The organism is Enterobacter cloacae complex sp. IR5422, assembly GCF_049238165.1.
GTDB classification, from domain to species: Bacteria; Pseudomonadota; Gammaproteobacteria; order Enterobacterales; family Enterobacteriaceae; genus Enterobacter; species Enterobacter roggenkampii.
The window spans coordinates 18,223-38,618 of record NZ_JBMKHT010000013.1 but is presented as its reverse complement, the minus strand read 5'-3'; the positions used below and the strand labels follow the sequence as shown (position 1 = coordinate 38,618).

Annotated in this window: 19 protein-coding genes; all 19 read right to left on the bottom strand. The window is 52.6% G+C overall.

Features of this window, described 5'->3' with window-relative positions:
* Window positions 1-21: 21 nt before the first annotated feature.
* The 19 genes from pstA to rsmG all read right to left on the bottom strand — a co-directional run bounded on the left by pstA (window position 22) and on the right by rsmG (window position 20,359).
* A complete protein-coding gene (gene pstA, locus ACOTXT_RS08760; protein WP_421625302.1) occupies window positions 22-912 on the bottom strand; it encodes a phosphate ABC transporter permease PstA in 891 nt (296 codons plus the stop codon).
* Window positions 912-1,871: a phosphate ABC transporter permease PstC gene (pstC, locus tag ACOTXT_RS08755; protein ID WP_421625301.1), complete on the bottom strand. Its 960-nt coding sequence runs from the start codon at window positions 1,869-1,871 to the stop codon at window positions 912-914. The genes pstA and pstC overlap by 1 nt, the downstream gene beginning before the upstream one ends.
* A 128-nt stretch (window positions 1,872-1,999) precedes the next feature.
* The gene (gene pstS / locus ACOTXT_RS08750) at window positions 2,000-3,040 is read right to left on the bottom strand and encodes a phosphate ABC transporter substrate-binding protein PstS (RefSeq protein ID WP_008500186.1); all 1,041 of its coding nucleotides are present in this window, start codon (window positions 3,038-3,040) and stop codon (window positions 2,000-2,002) included.
* Window positions 3,041-3,285: 245 nt separating this feature from the next.
* On the bottom strand, window positions 3,286-4,362 hold the full coding sequence (gene stgD / locus ACOTXT_RS08745) for a fimbrial protein StgD (RefSeq protein WP_023326365.1): 1,077 nt from the start codon (window positions 4,360-4,362) through the stop codon (window positions 3,286-3,288).
* 9 nt (window positions 4,363-4,371) lie between these two features.
* Window positions 4,372-6,891, bottom strand: coding sequence for a fimbria/pilus outer membrane usher protein (locus ACOTXT_RS08740; protein WP_055321070.1), 2,520 nt, complete (start codon window positions 6,889-6,891; stop codon window positions 4,372-4,374).
* 18 nt (window positions 6,892-6,909) lie between these two features.
* Window positions 6,910-7,593 carry a fimbrial chaperone gene (locus ACOTXT_RS08735; RefSeq protein WP_023326363.1) on the bottom strand — a complete coding sequence of 228 codons (684 nt, stop codon included), beginning with the start codon at window positions 7,591-7,593 and terminating at the stop codon, window positions 6,910-6,912.
* A gap of 71 nt (window positions 7,594-7,664) precedes the next feature.
* Window positions 7,665-8,243, bottom strand: coding sequence for a chaperone-usher fimbrial major subunit (locus ACOTXT_RS08730; RefSeq protein ID WP_055321069.1), 579 nt, complete (start codon window positions 8,241-8,243; stop codon window positions 7,665-7,667).
* 428 nt (window positions 8,244-8,671) lie between these two features.
* Complete coding sequence (gene glmS / locus ACOTXT_RS08725) at window positions 8,672-10,501, bottom strand: glutamine--fructose-6-phosphate transaminase (isomerizing) (protein ID WP_055321867.1); 1,830 nt, start codon at window positions 10,499-10,501, stop codon at window positions 8,672-8,674.
* 225 nt (window positions 10,502-10,726) lie between these two features.
* On the bottom strand, window positions 10,727-12,097 hold the full coding sequence (gene glmU / locus ACOTXT_RS08720) for a bifunctional UDP-N-acetylglucosamine diphosphorylase/glucosamine-1-phosphate N-acetyltransferase GlmU (RefSeq protein WP_059363311.1): 1,371 nt from the start codon (window positions 12,095-12,097) through the stop codon (window positions 10,727-10,729).
* A gap of 138 nt (window positions 12,098-12,235) precedes the next feature.
* Window positions 12,236-12,655 carry a F0F1 ATP synthase subunit epsilon gene (locus ACOTXT_RS08715; protein ID WP_006177560.1) on the bottom strand — a complete coding sequence of 140 codons (420 nt, stop codon included), beginning with the start codon at window positions 12,653-12,655 and terminating at the stop codon, window positions 12,236-12,238.
* A 20-nt stretch (window positions 12,656-12,675) separates the two neighbouring features.
* Complete coding sequence (gene atpD / locus ACOTXT_RS08710; protein ID WP_003862362.1) at window positions 12,676-14,058, bottom strand: F0F1 ATP synthase subunit beta; 1,383 nt, start codon at window positions 14,056-14,058, stop codon at window positions 12,676-12,678.
* A gap of 31 nt (window positions 14,059-14,089) precedes the next feature.
* Window positions 14,090-14,953 (bottom strand): F0F1 ATP synthase subunit gamma, encoded by an 864-nt coding sequence (gene atpG / locus ACOTXT_RS08705; RefSeq protein WP_008500191.1) that lies wholly within the window; start codon window positions 14,951-14,953, stop codon window positions 14,090-14,092.
* 51 nt (window positions 14,954-15,004) lie between these two features.
* Window positions 15,005-16,546, bottom strand: coding sequence for a F0F1 ATP synthase subunit alpha (atpA, locus tag ACOTXT_RS08700; protein ID WP_003862367.1), 1,542 nt, complete (start codon window positions 16,544-16,546; stop codon window positions 15,005-15,007).
* Between the two features lie 12 nt (window positions 16,547-16,558).
* Entirely contained in the window at window positions 16,559-17,092 is a 534-nt protein-coding gene (atpH, locus tag ACOTXT_RS08695; protein ID WP_008500192.1) for a F0F1 ATP synthase subunit delta, read from the bottom strand.
* Between the two features lie 14 nt (window positions 17,093-17,106).
* Window positions 17,107-17,577 (bottom strand): F0F1 ATP synthase subunit B, encoded by a 471-nt coding sequence (atpF, locus tag ACOTXT_RS08690; protein WP_003862370.1) that lies wholly within the window; start codon window positions 17,575-17,577, stop codon window positions 17,107-17,109.
* Between the two features lie 48 nt (window positions 17,578-17,625).
* The gene (gene atpE, locus ACOTXT_RS08685; protein WP_000429386.1) at window positions 17,626-17,865 is read right to left on the bottom strand and encodes a F0F1 ATP synthase subunit C; all 240 of its coding nucleotides are present in this window, start codon (window positions 17,863-17,865) and stop codon (window positions 17,626-17,628) included.
* Between the two features lie 49 nt (window positions 17,866-17,914).
* Window positions 17,915-18,730 (bottom strand): F0F1 ATP synthase subunit A, encoded by an 816-nt coding sequence (gene atpB, locus ACOTXT_RS08680; RefSeq protein WP_008500193.1) that lies wholly within the window; start codon window positions 18,728-18,730, stop codon window positions 17,915-17,917.
* Between the two features lie 8 nt (window positions 18,731-18,738).
* A complete protein-coding gene (gene atpI, locus ACOTXT_RS08675) occupies window positions 18,739-19,119 on the bottom strand; it encodes a F0F1 ATP synthase subunit I (protein WP_008500194.1) in 381 nt (126 codons plus the stop codon).
* 616 nt (window positions 19,120-19,735) lie between these two features.
* Window positions 19,736-20,359, bottom strand: coding sequence for a 16S rRNA (guanine(527)-N(7))-methyltransferase RsmG (gene rsmG / locus ACOTXT_RS08670; RefSeq protein ID WP_008500195.1), 624 nt, complete (start codon window positions 20,357-20,359; stop codon window positions 19,736-19,738).
* Window positions 20,360-20,396: the final 37 nt, after the last annotated feature.

Here is a 20,396-nt window from a genome sequence, read left to right as displayed (position 1 = left end):
GAGCTGCCGCGCCGTAAAAAATTAACCGTGTTTCTTCTTCGCGAAAATGACGCGCGCCAGAATGTTCAGCAACAGTACGCAAAGGGTAATGATCAGCACCTCGGCCCAGGCCAGCTGCTGCCATTCCGCGAAGGGGCTCATCGCAAATTTAAAGATCGTCACCGGCAGGTTGGCGATCGGCTGCATCATGTCCGTGCTCCAGAACTGGTTGGAGAGGGACGTAAACAGCAGCGGCGCCGTTTCACCCGCAATACGCGCCACCGCCAGCAGGATACCGGTCATGATCCCGGAGACCGACGCCTTCAGCGTAATCGCAGAGATCATCTTCCATTTTGGCGTACCCAGCGCGTAAGCCGCTTCACGCAGGCTGTCCGGCACCAGTTTCAGCATGTTCTCGGTGGTTCGAATCACAATCGGCACCTGCAGCAGCGCCAGCGCAATCACACCCGCCCAGCCGGAGAAGTGTTCCATCTGCGCCACCACCACGGTGTAAACGAACAGCCCCACGACGATAGACGGGGCTGACAGCAAAATGTCGTTAATGAAACGAATCACTTCCGCCAGCAAGGATTTACGACCGTATTCCGCCAGGTAGATACCCGCCATAATGCCCAGCGGCGTGCCGAAGACCGTGGCCCAGAGGATCAGCAACCCGCTACCCGCCAGGGCATTCGCCAGGCCACCACCCGCCGTGTTCGGCGGCGGCGTCATTTCGGTGAACAGCGAGAGTGACATTCCGTCAATCCCGCGAACGACCGTTGAGAAGAGGATCCAGACAAGCCAGAACAGACCGAATGCCATCGTCGCCATAGAGAGCGTCAGGGCAATGCGGTTTTTCATGCGGCGTCTGGCCTGCATTTTGCGGCGGGATTCCGCCAGTTCAGCAGTAGCTTGCATTTCGAGAGTGGCCATTAGCGTGCTCCCTCATTTTTAGCGAGACGCATAATCATCAGCTTGGAAATCGCCAGAACAATGAAGGTAATAACGAACAGAATCAGACCCAGCTCCATCAGCGCCGCGACGTGCAGACCCGATTCCGCTTCCGCAAACTCATTCGCCAGTGCAGAGGTAATACTGTTACCCGGCATATAAAGCGACGCGCTGTCGAGCTGGTAGGTGTTACCGATGATGAAGGTGACCGCCATGGTTTCACCCAGTGCACGACCCAGGCCCAGCATCATGCCCCCGATCACCCCATTTTTGGTGAACGGAAGAACAATGCGCCAGATCACTTCCCAGGTGGTGCAGCCGATGCCGTAGGCCGACTCTTTCATCATCACCGGCGTTTGTTCGAAGACATCGCGCATGACCGCCGCAATGTACGGAATAATCATGATGGCGAGGATCACACCCGCCGCCAGAATGCCGATACCAAAAGCCGGGCCAGAGAACAGGGCCCCCACAAACGGAATGGCAGAGAGGACGTTACCCACCGGTTCCTGGAAGTACGTGGCGAACAGCGGCGCAAAGATAAACAGGCCCCACATGCCGTAGACGATACTTGGGATGGCCGCCAGCAGTTCGATGGCGATACCCAATGGGCGACGCAGCCAGCCCGGCGCGAGCTCCGTCAGGAACAGGGCGATACCGAAACTTACCGGAACCGCAATCAGCAGGGCGATGAACGAGGTCACCAGCGTGCCGTAAATCGGCACCAGTGCACCGTAGATATCGTTCGGCGCATCCCACTCTTTACTCCACAAGAAGGAGAAACCGAATTTCTGGATGCTCGGCCAGGAGGAGAAAATCAGAGACACGATAATGCCGCCCAGCAGCAATAGCACAATCAGCGCAGCCAGTTTGACCAGCGCGCTGAAAATCATGTCACCTTTTTTACCCGGAGGGTTAAATGCAGGCTTGGTTGCAGCCATAAATTACTCTTCTGTTTGAGACGTTTTTACGAATATGCCCGGTGGCGCTGACGCTTACCGGGCCTACAGAGTAAACCGTAGGGCGGGTAAGCGCAGCGCCACCCGCCATCTTCGTTAAATATATCCTGTTAGTACAGCGCTTTACCGCTGCTGTCTTTCACGTTGGTTTTCCATGCAGCGCGAATCTGCTCAACCACGTTGTCTGGCAGGGTGGCGTAATCCAGAGCGTTAGCCTGTTTGCCGCCGTTTTTGTATGCCCAGTCGAAGAACTTCAGCACTTCAGCGCCCTGTTCAGGTTTCTTCTGCTCTTTGTGCACCAGGATGAAGGTGGTAGAGGTGATTGGCCACGCCCCTTCGCCCTTCTGGTTAGTCAGATCCTGCGCGAAGGATTTGCTCCAGTCAGCGCCTTTGGCGGCATTAGCAAAGTTCTCTTCGGTCGGGCTAACCGGTTTGCCGTCGGCAGACACCAGTTTGGTGTAGGACAGGTTGTTCTGCTTCGCGTACGCATACTCTACGTAGCCGATGGAGCCAGGCAGACGCTGTACGAACGCGGCGATACCGTCATTACCTTTACCGCCCAGACCGGTAGGCCAGTTAACGGTAGAGCCGGAGCCGACTTTAGATTTCCACTCTTCGTTCACTTTCGCCAGGTAGCTGGTGAACACGAAAGAGGTACCAGAACCATCCGCGCGGCGAACCACGGCGATGTTCTGAGAAGGCAGCTTCAGGCCTGGGTTGAGTTTGGCGATCGCTTCGTCATCCCATTTTTTGATTTTGCCCAGGTAGATGTCACCCAGCGTTTTGCCGTCCAGCACCAGCTCACCCGACTTCACGCCCGGCAGGTTGATCGCCAGAACCACGCCACCGATCACGGTAGGGAACTGGAACAGGCCTTCCTGAGCCAGTTTGTCATCAGACAGCGGAGCATCTGATGCGCCGAAATCAACCGTGTTCGCGGTAATTTGTTTTACGCCACCGGAGGAGCCGATACCCTGATAGTTAACCTTGTTACCGGTTTCTTTCTGGTAGGTATCCGCCCATTTGGCATACACCGGCGCAGGGAAGGTTGCACCAGCGCCAGTCAGGCTTGCTTCTGCAAATACAGAGAACGCGCTCAGAGATAAGGTCGCGGCGACAACAGTTGCGACAGTGGTACGCATAACTTTCATAATGTCTCCTGCAAGATTTTCGTAAATCGTTGTTTAGTGGCTACGATGAGCAAAATAGGACAAACAGGTGACAGATAAATGTACGAATTATGACAGTTTTATGACAATGCTGGTGCTAAAAATAAGTCACTGATAATAAATGATATTTATTCAGGATGGCGTCATAGAGTTGTCATACAGAAAGGGATAAGCCTGGTACAAAAGGGGGAAAATGACAACGGCTGTCATAAACAGCCGTCGGATGATTAATGTTCAATTTCCAGCGTGACCGTCGCGTACGCTTCAAACGTTCCAGGTTTTGGCTGAGCCCCCGTTGCGCTTGCAGGCGCAGCGGAAAAGGTAAGCGAATTGTTTTCGGCGCCGTTGTTGTTTTCGCCCCTATCCATGTCCATCCTGCCGCCGTTGACGCTGACCTGACGATCCCACTTGTCGTATACCACAATGCCTACATCATCATTGCCGTTGACTTTCATCATCGTGGCATCGGCGTCAACAGGGTCTCCATGGAAAGTGGAGTAGACAATATTCTCATCCAGCATGCCTGTGCACTGTACCTGAATCGTCTTTTTTACCTTGTGACTCGTCACGGCGGTGCCTTTGGTAGCGGAAAATTCCGGGGCCGGGATTTTGCCAAAATCTATCTCAAGCGTCTGCCCGGGCGCTATCTCGCAGTTTTGCGGCACGACGATATCGCCAGCGATTTTGATCTCTGCCATTTTTTCGGTGCTGGAGGTCGAGGAGGCCGCATCCAGCCCTCCATAAAGATCGGCGACTATCGTACCTGGCACACTCACCCGGCCAATAAACGGCTTGTTAATTAAGAATGATATTTTTATTTGTGAACCGGTATTGAGTGTTGGTTCGCTCCCTTCCTCGCCAGGCGCATAACAATAGGAGCTATGAGACATTACGTTTGGTTCTGCACTGAAAGGTACCGGTATATATTCTCTGCCAAGCACAAGTATCGACGTGGCGATGCTGAGGTTGTTATTAAGGGTAAAATAGGTATACCCGTTCTTTACCACATCTTCACTTAACGGCGATCGTGCGGTGTAGTAGATTTGGCGAAAGCCCGTAGAGTAATGCGTAAGACAGTTGCATTGCGCTTTGTAACTCGTAGATGAACTGAGCGTTTCCAGATCCCTGATCTCTGTACCTGCTTTATTTTTATCCGCCGGGATCGACTGCCCGTTCAAATTAAGGTTATAGATATAAGCGCCACCTTCGGAGTGACAAATCCCGTCGCCCGTGGTGTACGCCTTGCATACTGGCGTCATAAATATTATCAACGCGCTTAAAAACAGAGGTGTCCTGAATTTCATCTTATTTCCCTATTGGCATACTGCCGATATTTGTATCAGTTCAACGCCTTCTGGCGGGGTAAAATGGTAGTTAACCGGGCAGGTCACCGTGTTATCTGCACCCCACTTCAGGACAAACGCCCCCTCTTCCGGCATGCCGGACAGATAAAGCTCGCCATTTTCGCCCACAATGCCGGTTACGCTGCCGCGGGGTAAATCAGCCGAGGCCATTGCGCCAAACGGCACCGGTTTGCCACTCTTCTGCCGCACATTGAACAGGACGCGATAGCCCACGTGAGTGACAAACTCCGCCCGTACCACCGCGCCGCGCGTCGGGATAACGCTGAGGATACTGTTGTCGATTTCGACGTTGGCCTTCGCAAAGTAATCGCTGTCGATCTCCACTCTGTTTTCATCGTAGGCATTGAGCTGCGTCTGTACCGTATAGCCGCGCCAGTCCGTCGCCTTACCCGTACCATTCTCCAGCGCCAGGCCGGAAGCTCCCGGGGCTTTAACCAGCGCGACGGTTTCCCCCAGCTCCTGAGAGAAAGTTATGCCATCGCTGTGGGCCAGAATCCCGCCCTTCATTCCATAGTTGAGGCGCTGGTTGTCCTGGGTATAGTCGTAACTGGCGTTTACCGAACCATATGTGCCGTCATAGCCCACCCCTGCGCTGTTGTTGTAATCTTCGTTATCCGCATCGTAAGACTGCTGAACGTTCCAGGAGAGGTTGTGCGCATCCAGCGCGTTACCGCTCAGCCCCACCTGGTGCATCCCTTTTCCATGGTTGTTTTGGGTGTACCCATAGTTGACGTAGCTATCATGCAGCCAGCCTGACAACGGTATGGAGAGAGAGAGCATAAAAATCTGTTCGCTGCCCTGGCTGTCGCCGATGTCAGTGTCGGTGCTATTTTGGGCCGAGGTGAGTGAATCGGTGTAGTTCCAGGAGACGTTCCAGGAAATAGAGCGCCAGCTATTGCTGTAGCCCAGCTGCACCAGCCGCTCGACTTCATTCGTCTTCCAGTACTGCTGGCGGCTAAGGGTAAGATAAATATTTCCCATCCCGTCGCCAAAGGTCTGCGTCCATGTTCCCTCCAGACGGCTACGGCGGTTACCTGTCGTCCAGAAGTCGCTCTCGTTATTCTGCCGGGACGCCCATTCGTTCAGGGTGTAGTAGCCCTCTGTGGAGTAGCGGTAGCCCACCAGCCGAAACGTTGTGTTAGTTTCATCAAAACGTTTGGAATAGAGAAAACGGTAAGATTGCCCGCTTTCGTCATCGTTCTCAAACCGCGCGCGGGCATGCGTTACGTCCAGCGAAATGGCGCCCAGCGAACCCATATCTTTCCCCACGCCAAGCGCGGCGGAGGTGTAATCGCTGGTTCCCTGCACGCCCCCGTAGAGGGTAATACCCGCAGGAAAACCGTGTAACACCTGCGCCTGAAAAACGGTCGGCTGAAAATCGTTTTGATCGCGCAGTTCACCCGCGCTGATATCGACATCGGTTTGGTCTTCACGCTTCAGGATCGCCAGTGAGGCGTAAGGCTGGGTAAAATGTTGCTCGCTGCCATCCTCTTCTTTGATGGTAACATCCAGATCGCCACCCGAATTGGTAGTGTTTAAATCCTTGAGCGCAAACGCTCCCTGCGGTACGGCAGACTGGTAAATGATGTAACCGTTTTGCCGCACAATCACGGTCGCATTGCTTTTCGCCACGCCGCGAACCACTGGCGCAAACCCCGTCAGGCTCGAAGGCAGCATGTCATCATCCGTATAGAGACGCATACCACGCAGTTGCGTGCTGTCAAACACGTCGCTTGCGGTCCACGTATCCCCCAGCATGATTTGGCTGCGTAACGCGGCGATATCGCGCTGTAAATAGGTATTGATCGAATGATACGAAGACTCGCCATCGGCCACGTTTAGCGTACTGTAGTTACGTAAACGCCATGCCCCCAGGTTGGCACCGTTGCGCAGGTTCAGATAATAAAAATCGTCGTTAACATCCTCGTTCGAATGCACCGTGCTGGAGCCGGAAAAATCGTAGTTCACCATAAGCGCATTGATGCCCTCATCCCAGCGTGAGGGACTGATATAGCCGCGCGCCGATACATCAATATAGATTTGCGGCAACGTGACGTTAAGCTGGAGTTTATCCGTATCAAACGTCCAGGTTGAGCCGGGAACGAGCGGCGCGGGGTTCAGACAGGCTTTGTCATCTATGTCGTTAAGGGCCTTGATAGCCGCCACTTTTACCCCAAGCTCAGCGAGCACGGTTTTGACGTCTGAGAAGCAAGGATGAAGGTTGCTGGTGGCAGTATCTTCGACAAAGGTTACCTCCCGGCGGTCAACATATTCGCCGTTAACATGAATACTGACCTTATAGTTCCCGGCAGGTAGATTGTTCGCGCGGTTAAACTGGTGGATATCAACGTCCACAGGATGATCGATTTCAAGCAACGCAGGGTTAAACATATCCCTCGCGGCCGCCTCGCCGGATAAACCAAGCACCATCCCGGAAGCAAGCGCGATGAAAATACGGGAACACTCCATAAATAAACCATCCTTTGCTTAAAGCGCAGCTTTTAAATCCTGACTAATCGCACCGAAATCATTCACATACCGCCACACCAGCGCATGGCCATTCACGCCTTCCGGTAAGGGTAAACGCAGGGTTTCAAAGGGATGGACGATATTGAGCGGCACATCTTTGCCGTCCACTGTCACATTCATAACGTTGATATTTAGCGGCGTGGGATTTTCAACTACCAACTGCCGATTTTCTCTGTGCCACTTCACCTGCGTGGCGGCGCGCTCCGGGGTGATGTTCAACGAGGCCGGACGCCAGATCAGCTTGATACGTGTCTTGATGGCGATTTCCATCGCGTTCGGCTTATTGCTCGCCGGGGGAATATTTTTGATGTTCAGCCAGAACACCGACTCCCGATCCTGCGGTAAATTGCCCTCGGTTTTCATAATGCGCAGAATTTTTTCCTGCCCAGCCTCCAGACGAGATACCGGTGGAATGACGGTAAACGGTGGTTTTTTCGCGGTTCCTGTATTACTGAAGGGGTCAACCCATGTTTGAATAAGATAAGGGATAGCCGCTTCGTTATTTTTGACAGTAATGGTTGCGTCGGATTTATCACTCGAATAAATCACTCGTGTGCCACCGATAACCACACCTGCCGATGCCAGTGTAGAAATACCCGTAAGACAACACGCTAATAATACATTCACTATACGCCCTGGCATAATCCAATGTCCTTATATATAAAGGAGCCTGTTAATAAATTCTTAACAGGCTCCGAATCCATAACCGCTGATTATTTCAGGTATTCAATAGTAAACTGAGAGTCAGCATTCGCAGTACCCGGCGTCACTGTTGCCAGAGTCTGGACGAATTTCGCCTTGAATCCCATATCCGCTTTACCATCTGCAATGGCAACGTATTTAGAATTGTTATACAACGGGATCGCGGTATCATCGCTCAGGTTGAACAGTTTAATCGCCACGCCCGTCGCGGCAATGGCGTCGCCGCTGCCAGTGAACTCGCCGTCCGTACCGTCTTCGTTCACCGGCGTACCGATTGAGAGATAACCTTTACCGATGGTATCTTTATCTTCCGTCCCGTCAAAGCGTACCGCCGCCTGAGTATAGGTTGCCGGGCAGCCTTCCAGACGGATGTGGAAATCTTTAACAGACGCGGTGGAATCAATACCCGCGAAGGTTTTTACCGATATACGACCAATATTAACAGTCTGATTACTGGTATCAGTCGTGACTGTACAAGTAGAATCAATCACCTCGCCACGGAAATGAACAGTACCGTCAGCCGCTAATGTCGCACCTGAAAACAGGGCGGAAGATAAAACCAGCGAAGTGGCTATAACGTTTAATTTCATGAAACTCTCCATAATTTATATTATTTGTATGCGTTTCATTTACACATTCAAATAAAACACACCATCCTTTAAAGCGTGGCGATAGTACAATTCATTCCTGCCCTAAGACAAACACGTTTTCTCTCATGAAATATCTTTAAAATAAAATAATAAAAACGAAAAATAAAAAACCCCTTACAAATAAGAATAAAAAATAATTAATAAATGCTATTGATGTCTCTTTTCTGTTTTTTTGAGAATTTATCAATATCTTTTCTTTGCCACCGCTAAATATGATTATTTTTTAAGCAGAAATCGGCGAGACAATCAGATGACGCAATAATGTAAGGAAACATGAAAAAAGAAACAGGCTGCGATAAAAAGAAGTAATCGCTGAGGGGAGGACTATGAGGCTGCCAGAATACTGGCAGCCTCGGGTAGGCTGGAGATTATTCTACGGTAACGGACTTCGCCAGGTTACGCGGCTGGTCAACGTCGGTGCCTTTGATCAGCGCCACGTGATAGGCCAGCAGCTGCAACGGAACGGTGTAGAAGATCGGCGCAATCACCTCTTCCACATGCGGCATCTCGATGATGTGCATGTTGTCGCTGCTGGCGAAACCGGCATCTTTATCAGCAAAGACGTACAACACGCCGCCACGGGCGCGGACTTCTTCGATGTTGGACTTCAGTTTTTCCAGCAGTTCGTTGTTCGGTGCCACGACGATAACCGGCATATCCGCGTCAATCAGCGCCAACGGACCGTGTTTCAGCTCGCCTGCCGCATAGGCTTCAGCGTGAATGTAAGAGATCTCTTTCAGCTTCAGCGCGCCTTCCAGCGCAATCGGATACTGATCGCCACGGCCCAGGAACAGGGCGTGATGTTTGTCAGAGAAATCTTCCGCCAGAGCTTCAATGCGTTTGTCCTGGGAGAGCATCTGCTCAATACGGCTCGGCAGCGCCTGCAGACCGTGAACGATGTCATGCTCAACAGAGGCATCTTCACCTTTCAGACGCGCCAGTTTCGCCACCAGCATCAGCAGAACCGTCAGCTGAGTGGTAAACGCCTTGGTGGAGGCCACGCCGATTTCGGTACCCGCTTTGGTCATCAGCGCCAGATCGGATTCACGCACCAGCGATGAGCCCGGCACGTTACAGATGGCCAGAGAACCCAGATAACCCAGCTCTTTAGAGAGACGCAGCGCCGCCAGGGTATCTGCCGTTTCACCTGACTGGGAAAGGGTGATCATCAGGCTGTTACGACGCACGGCAGATTTGCGATAGCGGAACTCAGACGCAATTTCTACGTCGCACGGCACGCCCGCCAGAGATTCAAACCAGTAGCGAGAGACCATACCGGAGTTGTAGGAGGTGCCGCAGGCCACGATCTGAATATGCTCAACCTTGCTGAGCAGTTCGTTCGCGTTTGCGCCCAACTCGCTCAGATCCACTTCACCATGGCTGATGCGCCCGGTCAGGGTGTTTTTGATGGCGTTTGGCTGCTCGTAAATCTCTTTCTGCATGTAGTGACGGTAAGCGCCTTTGTCGCCCGCGTCGTACTGCAGATTCGATTCGATCTCCTGACGTTTCACCTGCTCGCCTTTGGTATCGAACACGGTCACGCTACGGCGAGTCACTTCGGCGATATCCCCCTCTTCGAGGAAGATAAAGCGACGGGTGACCGGCAGAAGTGCCAGCTGATCGGAAGCGATAAAGTTTTCACCCATGCCCAGACCGATAACCATCGGGCTACCGGAACGCGCGGCCAGCAGCGTGGACGGGTCGCGGGAATCCATGATCACCGTACCGTACGCACCGCGCAGCTGAGGAATAGCACGCAGCACCGCATCACGCAGCGTACCGCCCTGCTCAAGTTCCCAGTGCACCAGGTGAGCAATCACTTCGGTGTCAGTTTCAGAGACGAAGGTGTAGCCGCGCGCTTTCAGTGCTTCACGCAGCGGTTCGTGGTTTTCGATAATGCCATTGTGCACGACCACGATGTGTTCAGACACATGCGGGTGCGCGTTGCCTTCAGACGGTTCGCCGTGCGTCGCCCAGCGGGTGTGCGCAATACCGGTTCCCCCGCGCAGCGGATGTTCTTCCGCGGCCTGGGCCAGCATCTGCACTTTACCGAGACGGCGCAGACGGGTCATATGACCTTCTGCATCGACGACAGCCAGACCGGCAGAGTCGTAACCACGGTATTCCAGACGACGTAAACCTTCGAGAAGGATTTCAGCAATATCACGCTGCGCAACTGCGCCAACAATTCCACACATAATTTTAGATTCCGAATTTAGGCATAATGCCTGCGTTGTCGCTGACCTGTATTTGCCCTTTCCGGGCGCCCCGAGCCTTGTAGAGAGTGGGGTTATTTTTATGGGTACTGCTTGTGGGGGGAGATATATATTTATCTCCTCACCCGGGTTTGCCTGATGACGGCTACGCCTTATCAGGCCTACTCAATCTTAGGGCGGGTAAGCGTAGCGCCACCCGCCTTGTTGTTACTTCTTCTTCACAGGACGTTTCCAGCCCTGCTTGTGCACCTGCGGCACACGGCTTAATACCAGTTCGTTATCGGCGATATCGCGCGTAACGGTTGTCCCGGCGGCAATCGTTACGCCGTTACCCACGGTAACAGGCGCCACCAGCTGGGTGTCGGAACCGACAAACACATCATCACCGATGATGGTTTTAAACTTATTGGCGCCGTCATAGTTACAGGTGATTGTGCCTGCGCCAATGTTGACGTTGTCACCAATTTCCGCGTCGCCCAGATAGGTTAAATGACCGGCTTTTGAGCCTTTACCCAGACGCGCTTTTTTCATCTCAACGAAGTTGCCCACGTGAGCGCCTTCCAGCAGCTCAGCGCCCGGGCGCAAACGCGCAAACGGACCGATGGTACAGGCCACATCCAGACGGGCATTTTCCACCACGCTGTACGGGCTGATTTCACAGTCGTCACCAATGACGCTGTTTTTGATCACGCAGCCAGCGCCAATTTTGACGCGGTTGCCCAGCGTCACGTTACCCTCGAGGATGACGTTAGTATCAATTTCAACGTCGCGCCCGTGCGCTAACGTTCCACGCAGATCGAAACGCGCCGGATCGCGCAGCATCACGCCAGCCAGAAGGAGTTTCTCGGCCTGTTCGGACTGATAAACGCGCTCAAGACGGGAGAGTTGAAGGCGGTTGTTCACCCCTTCGGTTTCGCTGATGCGCGCCGGATGGACCGCCGCAATCTCGCGCCCTTCCAGGTATGCCATCGCAATAATGTCGGTGATGTAGTATTCACCCTGGGCGTTATTGTTATTGAGCTTCGACAGCCAGCGCTTCATATCCGCACCATTGGCAATCAGGATACCGGTGTTGATCTCCTGAATCTGACGCTGCGCCTCGCTGGCATCTTTATGCTCAACAATACCCGTAACGTTGCCGTTTTCACGGGTGATACGGCCATAACCGGTTGGATCGTCCAGCACGACGGTTAATAAACCGATGCCGCCCTGCGGTTTGGCTTCACGCAGGCGAGTCAGCGTTTCAACGGAGATCAGCGGGACATCGCCGTAGAGCATCAAAATGTCTTCGTCATCCGCAAAGAAGGGCGCTGCCTGCTGCATGGCATGGCCTGTACCCAACTGCTCGGCCTGAAGCACCCAGTTGAGCTTGTCGTCGCTCAGCGTCTTTTTAAGCAGATCGCCACCGTGGCCGTAGACCAGGTGGACCTGACTGGCACCCAATTCATTCGCTGCATCAATGACGTGCTGCACCATTGGCTTTCCTGCAAGCGTGTGAAGCACTTTAGGCAGGTCGGAATACATGCGGGTCCCTTTGCCTGCGGCAAGGATCACCACGCTCATCGCACTGTTTGACATACGCATCCTGACGGTTGTTTGAGTGAGAAGTAAAAACGTTTGATGCTTAAAATTCTACATCTTTTTCATCATGAATTAAGGCCGAAAAAAAAAGCCAGCCTGGTATCCAGACTGGCTTTTGTGCTTTTCAAGCCGGTGTTACATCGCTTTTTTGGTCAACTCGATAACGCGCAGTTTCGCGATCGCTTTGGCCAGCTCCGCAGACGCCTGAGCGTAATCCACGTCGCCATGAGAGCTGCTAATGTGCTCTTCAGCCTTACGCTTCGACTCCAGGGCTCGCGCTTCGTCGAGATCCTGGCCACGAATAGCGGTATCGGCCAGAACGGTCACACTGCCTGGCTGCACTTCAAGAATGCCGCCGGACAGATAGATAAACTCTTCGTGACCGAACTGTTTAACGATGCGGATCATACCAGGCTTAATGGCGGTGAGCAGCGGTGCGTGACCCGGGAAAATACCCAGCTCACCTTCACTACCCGTTACCTGGATTTTCTCGACCAGACCAGAGAACATTTGTTGCTCTGCGCTGACGACGTCCAGGTGGTAAGTCATTGCCATATCACCCTCCGATTAAGGCGTTAAAGTTTTTTGGCTTTTTCCACAGCTTCTTCGATGGAACCAACCATGTAGAACGCCTGCTCTGGCAGGTGATCGTATTCGCCTTCCATGATGCCTTTAAAGCCACGGATGGTGTCTTTCAGGGAAACGTATTTACCCGGAGAACCGGTGAATACTTCCGCAACGAAGAACGGCTGGGACAGGAAGCGCTGGATCTTACGCGCACGTGCTACCACCAGTTTGTCTTCTTCAGACAGTTCATCCATACCCAGGATGGCGATGATGTCTTTCAGTTCCTGGTAACGCTGCAGCAGGGACTGTACGCCACGCGCGGTGTCGTAGTGCTCCTGACCAACAACCAGTGGATCCAGCTGACGGCTGGTGGAGTCCAGCGGGTCAACGGCTGGGTAGATACCCAGAGACGCGATCTGACGGCTCAGTACCACGGTTGCATCTAAGTGCGCAAAGGTGGTGGCTGGAGATGGGTCAGTCAAGTCATCCGCAGGTACGTATACCGCCTGAACGGAGGTGATAGAACCGGTTTTGGTAGAGGTGATACGTTCCTGAAGAACACCCATCTCTTCCGCCAGCGTTGGCTGGTAACCTACCGCTGAAGGCATACGACCCAGCAGTGCAGATACTTCAGTACCGGCCAGGGTGTAACGATAGATGTTATCAACGAACAGCAGAACGTCACGGCCTTCGTCACGGAACTTCTCAGCCATCGTCAGGCCGGTCAGCGCAACGCGCAGACGGTTTCCAGGTGGCTCGTTCATCTGGCCGTAAACCAGGGATACTTTGTCCAGAACGTTGGAGTCGGTCATTTCGTGGTAGAAGTCGTTACCCTCACGAGTACGTTCACCTACGCCCGCAAATACGGAGTAACCGGAGTGCTCGATCGCGATGTTACGGATCAGCTCCATCATGTTTACGGTTTTACCTACACCCGCACCACCGAACAGACCCACTTTACCGCCCTTCGCAAACGGACACATCAGGTCGATAACTTTGATACCGGTTTCCAGCAGTTCCTGAGAGCTGGACAGCTCTTCGTAGGAAGGTGCCGCGCGGTGGATAGCCCAACGCTCTTCTTCACCGATGTCGCCTTTCATGTCGATTGGCTGACCCAATACGTTCATGATACGACCCAGTGTTGCTTTACCTACCGGGACTTCGATCGGGTGCTCAAGGTCTTTTACTTCCAGACCACGACGCAGACCGTCGGAAGAACCCATCGCGATGGTACGCACGATACCGCCGCCGAGCTGCTGCTGAACTTCCAGCACCAGGCTCTCGTTACCATTCTGTACCTCAAGCGCGTCGTACACGCGTGGTACGGCGTCCTGAGGGAACTCGACGTCCACCACGGCGCCGATTACCTGGACAATCTTTCCAGTAGCCATCTTGAATCCTCTACGTAATTCGTAAACCTGGTTAAACCGCGGCGGCCCCCGAGACGATCTCGGTGAGTTCCTGAGTAATGCTGGCCTGACGAGCTTTGTTGTAAACCAACTGCAGCTCTTTAATCAGGCTGCCGCCATTATCGGTCGCGGCTTTCATCGCCACCATTCGTGCGGCCTGCTCGCTGGCCAGGTTTTCTACAACGCCCTGATAAACCTGAGATTCAACGTAACGACGCAGCAGGGTATCCAGCAGCGGTTTCGGATCGGGTTCATACAGGTAATCCCAGGCTTTTTGCTTCAGCTCGTCATCTTCTGATGCCGGTAACGGCAGCATCTGAGTGAGCGTTGGAACCTGAGACATGGTGTTAATGAATTTGTTGCTGACAACGTACAGTCTGTCCAGACGGCCTTCATCATAGGCCTGCAACATAACTTTAACCGGGCCAATCAGTTCGGACAGGGACGGGTTATCACCCATACCGGTCACCTGAGCGACAATGTTGCCACCAACGGAGTTAAAGAAAGAGACGCCTTTAGAGCCGATCATTGCGATATCGCACTGAACGCCTTTTTCAGACCATGCTTTCATATCCGCCAGCAGTTTTTTGAACAGGTTAATGTTCAAGCCGCCACACAGACCACGGTCGGTCGACACCACCAGGTAGCCCACGCGCTTAACGTCGCGTTCTTCCAGGTAAGGGTGCTTATATTCCAGATTACCGTTTGCAAGGTGACCAATCACTTTGCGCATGGTTTCTGCATAAGGACGGCTGGCCGCCATGCGATCCTGCGATTTACGCATTTTGGAAGCGGCGACCATCTCCATCGCTTTAGTGATCTTTTGCGTGTTCTGGACGCTTGCGATCTTACTACGTATCTCTTTTGCGCCGGCCATGAGCTTCTCCTCAATGCCAGGCGGCTTGTCCTGAGACAAGCCGCCGGACGATTACCAGGATTGGGTTGCTTTGAAGGAATCGAGGATAGCTTTCAGCTTGCCTTCGATTTCGTCGTTATAGCCACCGGTCTGGTTGATCTCTTGCATCAGCGGAGCGTGATCACGGTCGACGTAAGCCAGCAGAGCGGCTTCGAAGCTACCGATTTTCGCCAGTTCCACATCTTCGAGGTAACCGCGTTCAGCCGCGAACAGTACCAGGCCCTGCTGAGCAACAGACATTGGTGCGTACTGTTTCTGCTTCAGCAGTTCGGTCACTTTCTGACCGTGGCTCAGCTGTTTACGGGTTGCTTCGTCCAGATCGGATGCGAACTGAGAGAACGCAGCCAGTTCGCGATACTGTGCCAGCGCGGTACGGATACCACCGGACAGTTTCTTGATGATCTTGGTCTGAGCAGCACCACCAACACGGGATACGGAGATACCCGGGTTAACCGCCGGACGAATACCGGAGTTAAACAGGTTGGTTTCCAGGAAGATCTGACCATCGGTAATGGAGATTACGTTGGTCGGAACGAACGCAGAAACGTCACCCGCCTGGGTTTCAATGATCGGCAGCGCGGTCAGAGAGCCCGTTTTACCCTTCACTTCACCTTTGGTGAAGTTCTCGACGTATTCCGCGTTAACGCGGGAAGCACGCTCCAGCAGACGAGAGTGGAGGTAGAATACGTCGCCAGGGAACGCTTCACGTCCAGGTGGACGACGGAGCAGCAGGGAAACCTGACGATAAGCAACAGCCTGTTTAGACAGGTCATCGTATACGATCAGCGCATCTTCACCGCGGTCACGGAAGTATTCGCCCATTGCGCAACCGGCGTATGGTGCCAGGTATTGCAGTGCAGCAGATTCAGAAGCGGTCGCCACAACAACAATGGTGTTAGACAGCGCGCCGTGCTCTTCCAGTTTACGAACCACGTTAGAAATGGTGGACGCTTTCTGGCCGATAGCCACGTACACACATTTGATGCCGGAATCACGCTGGTTGATGATGGCGTCGATTGCCATCGCGGTTTTACCGGTCTGACGGTCACCGATGATCAGTTCACGCTGACCACGACCGATTGGGATCATGGCGTCAACGGACTTATAACCTGTCTGAACAGGCTGATCTACGGACTGACGGTCGATAACGCCTGGTGCGATAACTTCGATTGGGGAGAAGCCATCGTGCTCAACCGGACCTTTACCGTCGATTGGCGCACCCAGGGTGTTAACAACGCGACCCAGCAGGCCACGGCCAACCGGTACTTCCAGAATACGGCCAGTACACTTAACCTTCATGCCTTCGGCGAGGTCAGCGTATGGACCCATCACAACTGCACCAACGGAGTCGCGCTCCAGGTTCAGTGCGATAGCGTAACGGTTACCCGGCAGGGAAATCATCTCACCCTGCATACAATCGGCCAGGCCGTGGATGCGGATAACACCGTCACTTACAGAAACAATAGTACCTTCGTTGTGAGCTTCACTCACAACATTGAACTGAGCAATGCGCTGCTTGATCAGTTCGCTGATTTCGGTGGAATTCAGTTGCATGCTCCAGTCCCCTTAAGACTGCAAGACGTCTGCAAGGCGCTCAAGACGGCCGCGTACGCTGCCATCAATGACCATATCACCCGAGCGGATGATTACGCCTGCCATTACAGACTTATCGATTTTGCAATTCAGCTTAACTTTGCGTGACAGACGTTTTTCCATCGCGGCGGTAATTTTCGCAAGCTGTTCGTCACTCAGTTCAGTCGCAGAAGTCACTTCGACTTCAGCGGTAGCTTCACTAAGGGCACGTAAGTGCTCAAACTGCTCGAGAACATCCGGGAGCACACGGAGACGACCATTCTCTGCCATCACCTTAATCAGGTTCTGGCCGTTGGCATCCAGTTGCTCTCCGCACACGGCGATAAACGACGCGGCGAGGGTTTCAGGTGCTAACGCACCGGAAAGCAACTCGGCCATTTGTTCGTTTTTCGTCACCTCAGCGGCAAACGCCAGCATATTCTGCCAGCGATCGACATTTTGGTGTTCGATAGCAAAGTCAAAAGCTGCTTTGGCGTAGGGGCGAGCTACCGTAACAAATTCAGACATCAGCCCCTCCCTCCTTACAGTTCAGCGACAAGTTTGTCCACGATGTCGCTGTTAGCAGCTTCATCCACGGAACGTTCGATGATCTTCTCGGCGCCAGCAACAGCCAGAATCGCAACCTGCTTACGCAGTTCTTCACGAGCACGTTTACGCTCAGCTTCAATTTCAGCCTGAGCCTGTGTCACGATCTTAGTACGTTCCTGTTCTGCTTCAGCTTTCGCTTCGTCCAGGATCTGCGAACGGCGTTTGTTAGCCTGTTCGATGATAACCTGAGCTTCCGCTTTCGCTTTTTTCAGCTGGTCTGTCGCGTTGGCCTGTGCAAGGTCCAAATCTTTCTTAGCGCGTTCTGCAGAAGCCAGACCGTCAGCAATTTCTTTCTGACGTTTTTCGATGGCTGCCATTAAAGGCGGCCATACATACTTCATGCAGAACCAGACAAAGAGAATAAACGCGATGGCCTGGCCGAGGATTGTTGCGTTCATGTTCACAGCACAATACCTCTTTAATATCTGTGGCTTAGGGTTTTAAAACTACTACTACGCGACAGCAAACATCACGTACAGACCCAGACCTACAGCGATCATTGGGATAGCATCCACCAGACCCATAACGATAAAGAACTGAGTACGCAGCAGAGGAATCAGATCAGGTTGACGCGCAGCGCCTTCCAGGAATTTGCCCCCGAGGATGCCGATACCGATCGCAGCACCGATAGCCGCCAGACCCATCATCACAGCGGCAGCCATGTACAGCAGATCCATATTCAGGTTTTCCATGACAGTCTCCAGTTTGTTTCAATTAAAACGTAGTAGTGTTGGTAAAAAATCAGTGCTCTTCAGACGCCATCGACAGATAGACGATCGTCAGAACCATGAAGATAAAGGCTTGCAGCGTAATGATCAGGATGTGGAAAATGGCCCACGGCACATTCAGAACCCACTGTGACCACCACGGCAGAAGACCCGCGATCAGAATGAAAATCAGCTCACCCGCATACATGTTGCCGAACAGTCGCAGACCCAGTGAAACAGGTTTGGACAGCAGGCTAACGCCTTCCAGGATCAGGTTGACCGGAATAAACGCCCAGTGGTTGAACGGCTGCAAGGTAAGCTCTTTCACAAAGCCGCTTACGCCTTTCATTTTGATGCTGTAGAAAAGAATCAGGATAAACACGCCCAGCGCCATCGACAGGGTGATGTTCACGTCCGCAGACGGTACAACACGCAGTGCAGGCAGGCCGAAGATGTGCTCGCCAATAAACGGCAGCAGATCGATTGGCAGCAGGTCCATCAGGTTCATCAGGAAGACCCAAACGAACACGGTCAGCGCCAGCGGAGCAATCAGCTTGCTCTTGCCATGGTACATGTCTTTGACGCTGCCATGGACGAAGCCGATGATCATTTCGATGAAGGTCTGGAATTTCCCTGGTACACCGCTGGTCGCTCGTTTAGCAACACCGCGGAACATGGCCAGGAACAGAAGACCCAAAACCACCGAGAAGAACATGGAGTCGATGTTGATCGTCCAGAAGGTGGCCGGGGGGTTATGTGGATCCACCAGCGAGAATGTACGCAGGTCCAGCTGAAGGTTATTCAGATGGTGACCTATGTAATCCTGCGGCGTCATATTTTCTGAAGCCATGATGCCTTTTACCCTTTGTTATTGATTACAGCTGGAGCCAGAACTTGTACCACCAGCACCAAAACCCACGTTGCTATCAGCGGCATGAAGACCACTTTCAAAACCGCCAGCGCCATCACCAGTAGAGCAAAGGTCAGCAACACCTTACACACTTCGCCGAGGGCGAAGGACCAGGCCACGCGGCCTTTGGCAGGTGTATGCGCCTGATGACGCCAGGCAAAAATCATAAACAACACGTTTGGCAGCACAACCGCCAAACCCCCGCACACGGCGGAGATGCCCCAGAAGGGGTCTTTGAGGCTAAACAGCAGTCCACTTGCTATCACAGCCAGAAACTGAATGAACAGAAGCTTACGAGCAACGTTTCTACTCAAGAGCGACACAGACATCACGTTTTTACTCCTGCTCCCTTCGAGGTATGCCGCGTGTCGTATAAAACGTCCTTTAAGGCTCAGAGTCAAGCATCAAAAAGCGGTCAAATTATACGGTGCGCACCCGTGATTTCAAACATTAAGTAGCGAAAAGGTGAATAAATGTTTAAATATTTTTCCCCACCGCTATTTTTTAACTTTCGCTGAAAGCGTCAACCTTCGACCAAAACTGCAAACAGCGCGAAAACGTTGTCGATAAAGCGTGCACGAGATCACAAAACACACATTTGCGATAAGGTTGTATTTATCAAAGGCGCAAATCGCAGAAATTTATCTTTATGAAATTAAACGCAAAATGTCGCAACTATTTTCAAAACAGCCCAGTACACAATAAAAACCTTTTATTGACATTCTTAATAAATAATTAACATTGCGTTCTGGTTACTGCCTTCCACTTTTAGCAGACTTATATTTTCAAGGATGACTATCTTCTCGGTGAATAACGATTGCTTCGTTAACCGGAAGAAAAACCTTAGTGAAGCAGAGGTTAAAAGCTCCTCGGTAAATCCCCGGTAGTTGTGCTGTTTTTTAACATGATAAGAACAGCACGAATTCCACATTTTTTATTAATTTTTTAAAAATTGTTTGGCTTAATTATCACCAGGTGACGTTCGCCTTCGAGCTGAGGAATCTGTAATTTCTCAATAGACTCGACAGCAAAACCGTCCGGAAGCTGTTCAATCTCATCGCCTGGCAACTGCCCTTTCAGCGCATAAAAGCGGCCATTCTCCGCAGGTAAGTGCTTGCACCAGCTCACCATATCGTTGAGCGACGCAAATGCGCGGCTGATAACCCCGTCAAACGGCGGCTCTGCCGGGAACTCCTCTACCCTGCTCTGCACGGGCGTGATGTTTTCAAGCTTCAGCTCATGCTGTACCTGGCGTAAAAAGCGCACGCGTTTGCCAAGACTATCCAGCAGCGTGAAATGGCTCTCAGGGCGAACAATCGACAGCGGAATACCCGGCAGACCAGGGCCCGTCCCCACGTCGATAAAGCGTTCACCTTTCAGCCAGGGAGCAACCACGATGCTGTCGAGAATGTGGCGAACGAGCATCTCGTTGGGGTCGCGAACAGACGTCAGGTTGTACGCTTTGTTCCATTTGTTCAGCATATCGACATAGGCCACCAGCTGATTTTTCTGGTGATCGGTGAGCGAAATACCTGCCTGATCCAGCAGACGAGAGAGTTTGTTGAGCACAGTGAATACCTGTTGAGAGTTTTTTTGCCCGGTGGCG

Bases quoted from the DNA above. Each gene is read 5' to 3' on its own strand.
- pstA (WP_421625302.1), bottom strand. From the start codon at position 912: ATGGCCACTCTCGAAATGCAAGCTACTGCTGAACTGGCGGAATCCCGC.
- pstC (WP_421625301.1), bottom strand. From the start codon at position 1,871: ATGGCTGCAACCAAGCCTGCATTTAACCCTCCGGGTAAAAAAGGTGAC.
- pstS (WP_008500186.1), bottom strand. From the start codon at position 3,040: ATGAAAGTTATGCGTACCACTGTCGCAACTGTTGTCGCCGCGACCTTA.
- stgD (WP_023326365.1), bottom strand. From the start codon at position 4,362: ATGAAATTCAGGACACCTCTGTTTTTAAGCGCGTTGATAATATTTATG.
- ACOTXT_RS08740 (WP_055321070.1), bottom strand. From the start codon at position 6,891: ATGGAGTGTTCCCGTATTTTCATCGCGCTTGCTTCCGGGATGGTGCTT.
- ACOTXT_RS08735 (WP_023326363.1), bottom strand. From the start codon at position 7,593: ATGCCAGGGCGTATAGTGAATGTATTATTAGCGTGTTGTCTTACGGGT.
- ACOTXT_RS08730 (WP_055321069.1), bottom strand. From the start codon at position 8,243: ATGAAATTAAACGTTATAGCCACTTCGCTGGTTTTATCTTCCGCCCTG.
- glmS (WP_055321867.1), bottom strand. From the start codon at position 10,501: ATGTGTGGAATTGTTGGCGCAGTTGCGCAGCGTGATATTGCTGAAATC.
- glmU (WP_059363311.1), bottom strand. From the start codon at position 12,097: ATGTCAAACAGTGCGATGAGCGTGGTGATCCTTGCCGCAGGCAAAGGG.
- ACOTXT_RS08715 (WP_006177560.1), bottom strand. From the start codon at position 12,655: ATGGCAATGACTTACCACCTGGACGTCGTCAGCGCAGAGCAACAAATG.
- atpD (WP_003862362.1), bottom strand. From the start codon at position 14,058: ATGGCTACTGGAAAGATTGTCCAGGTAATCGGCGCCGTGGTGGACGTC.
- atpG (WP_008500191.1), bottom strand. From the start codon at position 14,953: ATGGCCGGCGCAAAAGAGATACGTAGTAAGATCGCAAGCGTCCAGAAC.
- atpA (WP_003862367.1), bottom strand. From the start codon at position 16,546: ATGCAACTGAATTCCACCGAAATCAGCGAACTGATCAAGCAGCGCATT.
- atpH (WP_008500192.1), bottom strand. From the start codon at position 17,092: ATGTCTGAATTTGTTACGGTAGCTCGCCCCTACGCCAAAGCAGCTTTT.
- atpE (WP_000429386.1), bottom strand. From the start codon at position 17,865: ATGGAAAACCTGAATATGGATCTGCTGTACATGGCTGCCGCTGTGATG.
- atpB (WP_008500193.1), bottom strand. From the start codon at position 18,730: ATGGCTTCAGAAAATATGACGCCGCAGGATTACATAGGTCACCATCTG.
- atpI (WP_008500194.1), bottom strand. From the start codon at position 19,119: ATGTCTGTGTCGCTCTTGAGTAGAAACGTTGCTCGTAAGCTTCTGTTC.